This window comes from Mucilaginibacter sp. P4_G9, assembly GCF_056400985.1.
The window spans coordinates 1-2,409 of sequence record NZ_JBFUKF010000584.1 but is presented as its reverse complement, the minus strand read 5'-3'; the positions used below and the strand labels follow the sequence as shown (position 1 = coordinate 2,409).

Here is a 2,409-nt window from a genome sequence, read left to right as displayed (position 1 = left end):
GCTTTAGGATGCTAAAAGGCTTCTCTTATACACTTATCATATTTGCCGCGGTTACTACCGCTTTATATTACCCGCAGTATTTTATTCAGATAAAAGGTTTCACACTGGCTATGCTCATTACACCGCTTATACAGCTTATCATGTTTGGCATGGGCACATCTATGGGTATTAAAGATTTTGCAGGCGTAATAAAAATGCCTAAAGGCGTATTTATTGGCGTATTCAGCCATTTTCTGATCATGCCGGCGTTGGGATTCACATTAGCCAAATTAAGCGGTTTTCCACCCGAAATTGCCGCAGGTATAATTTTAATCGGTTGTTCGCCAAATGGAATGGCATCAAATGTTGTTTCGTACCTGGCAAAGGCCAACCTGGCCTTATCCATTACTATTACGGCCGTCTCTACCATGCTTGCGCCATTTTTTACACCGTTATTGATGAAATTGCTTGGCGGCACATTTATTAAAATAGATATGTTAAAAATGGCGTGGGATATTACCAAAATGGTGATATTACCAATTGGAGCTGGTATTGTGTTTAATAAGTACCTGCTTAAAAGAGCAAAGTGGCTGGAGAGCGTTATGCCAATGGTATCAATGTTCGGCATTGCATTTATTATTGTGATCATTACTGCCGCCGGCCGAAGCAGCCTGCTTAACATTGGTTTCATGCTGGTTTTACTGGTATTAATCCATAACCTGATGGGCTATACCCTGGGTTACTGGGCTGGCCGGCTGTTTAAAATGGATGAACGCGATTGTCGTACAATGGCGATTGAGGTAGGTATGCAAAATGGCGGCCTGGCCTCGGGTTTGGCTAAAGAGATGGGTAAAGTTGCAACCGTTGGTTTAGCCCCGGCCGTATTTGGCCCTTTAATGAACATCACAGGCTCTTTACTGGCCAATTACTGGCATCGTAAACCAATTATGGTGCTTTCTGAAAAAAATGGGATGCCTGGTTCATCAGGTGCGGGGGGATATGCCATAGAAAGTACCAATCCGGCAAATTTTTTGGATAAAGAAGAATAAAAAAACTACCTTTCAACCTTGTCTTCGCAAGTGTATATGAAAGTTTGAAACCATAAATTGTTAAAAATAAAATATGAAAAACTTACCAATGTTAGGCAATAAGTCAATTTGCCATTTTTTTAAGATACAAATTATCCTGTTGTTATTTGTTTTTTCGGCATTTAAAGTATCCGCCGGTGAAACAGAACCGAAGAAAGATCCCGATGTGATTGGTAGGTGGAATATCACGATCACCAAAGCAGGTAAAAATTTGCCTTCCTGGCTGGAGGTGCAGAAATCCGGTACCCATACGCTGATCGGTCGTTTTGTATACGCTTTTGGAAGTGCACGACCTATTTCAGAGGTTAAACCTGATAATGGTAAATACAGCTTTTCTATTCCTCCGCAATGGGAAGAAGGGAATCGAAACATGGATTTTCAATTTGAAGTTAGCGGCGATAAACTAAAAGGCACCATGGTTTATACCGATGGCCTTACCTATGAATTTACAGGCGTGCGTGCGCCATTGCTTATTAGATCTAAAAGCCCGGTTTGGGGCGCACCGGTGAAATTGTTTAACGGAAATAATGTTAAGGGCTGGCATGCAGATGGCAAGAATCAATGGATAGCGGAAGGTGGTATTTTGAGGAGCCCGCACTCGGGAGCCAACCTTATAACTGATAAAACTTTTACCGATTTTAAACTTCATATTGAATTTAGGTACCCGCAGGGAAGTAACAGCGGCGTTTACCTGCGGGGCAGGTATGAGTTGCAAATCATCGATACAAAAAGCGGCGACCCTGAGCCTATCAACAACCAGTTCAGCTCAATCTATGGCTTCCTGCCGCCCAGTAAAATGATGGCGAAAAATCCAGGAGAGTGGCAGTATTACGATATTACACTGGTTGGCAGAATGGTAACTATTATAGCTAACGGAAAAACAGTAATATGCGACCAGGTAATCCCCGGTATAACCGGCGGTGCAATAAACAGCATGGAAGGAGAACCGGGCCCAATTTTGATCCAGGGGGATCATGGGCCGATTGATTATAGGAATATTGTTATAACTCCCGCCAAATAATAGAGAACGCTAAGAAACAACAACGCCTTTCTGAAAATCAGGAGGGCGTTATACTTATTGACATACCAGGATCGAACCATTTATCAAAGACTTGGAGGGTTGGCTGCTCTATCTGACAAAATGAGTCGATTTCGGTATATATCAAAGCTCATAAGCAAGCAACCTTTCTCTCTGATTTTAAAACGTCAGGAATTTAACTGCTATAGAATATCTTTCTGCCTGATGCAAAAAGAATCATTTTCCGACGTCAAATCAGGGCCTTCAAATCGATAGGCATACAATTATTCACAGATGTTTTCCCGGAGAATTACGGTCATGCAA

General features: G+C 42.0%; 2 protein-coding genes. Both read left to right on the top strand.

From position 1 onward, the window contains the following. Positions 1-1,028: bile acid:sodium symporter family protein (locus AC1DPZ_RS25575; RefSeq protein ID WP_477408800.1), on the top strand; the 1,028-nt coding region annotated here is incomplete at its 5' end. A gap of 73 nt (positions 1,029-1,101) precedes the next feature. Continuing rightward, the gene (locus AC1DPZ_RS25570; RefSeq protein ID WP_477408798.1) at positions 1,102-2,088 is read left to right on the top strand and encodes a 3-keto-disaccharide hydrolase; all 987 of its coding nucleotides are present in this window, start codon (positions 1,102-1,104) and stop codon (positions 2,086-2,088) included. Positions 2,089-2,409 lie beyond the last annotated feature (321 nt).